Source organism: Vibrio ruber DSM 16370, assembly GCF_900163965.1.
Lineage (GTDB): Bacteria > Pseudomonadota > Gammaproteobacteria > Enterobacterales > Vibrionaceae > Vibrio > Vibrio ruber.
Genome location: NZ_FULE01000083.1, coordinates 1 through 1,376, shown reverse-complemented (window position 1 = coordinate 1,376; position 1,376 = coordinate 1). Strand labels below are relative to the sequence as shown.

Here is a 1,376-nt window from a genome sequence, read left to right as displayed (position 1 = left end):
TAATCGTAGATCAGAATGCTACGGTGAATACGTTCCCGGGCCTTGTACACACCGCCCGTCACACCATGGGAGTGGGCTGCAAAAGAAGCAGGTAGTTTAACCTTCGGGAGGACGCTTGCCACTTTGTGGTTCATGACTGGGGTGAAGTCGTAACAAGGTAGCGCTAGGGGAACCTGGCGCTGGATCACCTCCTTACGTGAAGATATTTTGGATGAGTGTCCACACAGATTGATTTGGTTTATAACAGAGCGTATAGCGTTGTAATTTTCTGTTTTTTGGAAGTTACAAGGCAGACAATGTCCCGTTCGTCTAGAGGCCTAGGACACCGCCCTTTCACGGCGGTAACAGGGGTTCGACTCCCCTACGGGATACCACTTCTTTTGAGAAGTTCGGGTCGTTAGCTCAGCTGGTAGAGCAGTTGGCTTTTAACCAATTGGTCACAGGTTCGAATCCTGTACGACCCACCATTTTCCTCTTTTGGGGAACGCCTGAAAGTGGGCGATTAGCTCAGTTGGGAGAGCACCTGCCTTACAAGCAGGGGGTCACTGGTTCGAACCCGGTATCGCCCACCACTTTCTAACTATTTTTGGCTCAACAATTCAGACCAGCGGTTTAACCGATGTGGTTCGATGTTGTGGCGCTGAAAGTCATTAGAAAGTGTGGCTTGAATGCTCAAGCGTACACATTGCTCTTTAACAATTTGGAAAGCTGACAAAATAATGTTTGTTTCTTTGGAAACAGATGATTATTTGTAAAAGTTCTCAATCCTTTCTCGAAAGAGAAAGACCAACACAATCAAGTGTTCTTGGGAATACACAGGCAACTGTGTATTCAAATTGAGTCCGGCAAAACCAAGTCACACACTCATGTATAAAATATTGTGTGACACCTAATTAGTTGATGATATCAACCCTTAGGTTTTTGCGCTGAGGATTTTTGCCTGAGACAAGGCAGCAAGAAGGATGTCGCAGGGCGCTATCGTCTGATAGCAACCAAGCAGCCTTCGATGCTAACGCCGTATTCAGGGAAAAAGACCAAGCAAAAAAGACTTCTTCGGGTTGTATGGTTAAGTAATTAAGCGTACACGGTGGATGCCTTGGCAGTCAGAGGCGATGAAGGACGTACTAACTTGCGATAAGCGTAGATGAGGCAGTAAGAGCCACTTGAGTCTGCGATTTCCGAATGGGGAAACCCAACTGCAGCAGCAGTTATCATTAACTGAATACATAGGTTAATGAGGCGAACCGGGAGAACTGAAACATCTAAGTACCCCGAGGAAAAGAAATCAACCGAGATTCCGAAAGTAGCGGCGAGCGAAATCGGACTAGCCCTTAAGCTTTTACAGCGTTAGGTGAAGTGTCTGGAAAGGCACGCAA

3 tRNA genes and 2 rRNA genes are annotated in these 1,376 nt (G+C 46.7%); all 5 read left to right on the top strand.

The features are described 5' to 3' along the window. Nucleotides 1–195 (top strand): 16S ribosomal RNA (locus VR7878_RS20245); the annotation flags it as partial. A gap of 103 nt (nt 196–298) precedes the next feature. Further along, a tRNA-Glu gene (locus VR7878_RS20240) sits at nt 299–374 on the top strand. Between the two features lie 17 nt (nt 375–391). Continuing rightward, nucleotides 392–467, top strand: a tRNA-Lys gene (locus tag VR7878_RS20235). Nucleotides 468–496: 29 nt separating this feature from the next. Further along, a tRNA-Val gene (locus VR7878_RS20230) sits at nt 497–572 on the top strand. A gap of 492 nt (nt 573–1,064) precedes the next feature. After that, nucleotides 1,065–1,376: ribosomal RNA gene (locus tag VR7878_RS20225) — 23S ribosomal RNA — on the top strand; the annotation flags it as partial.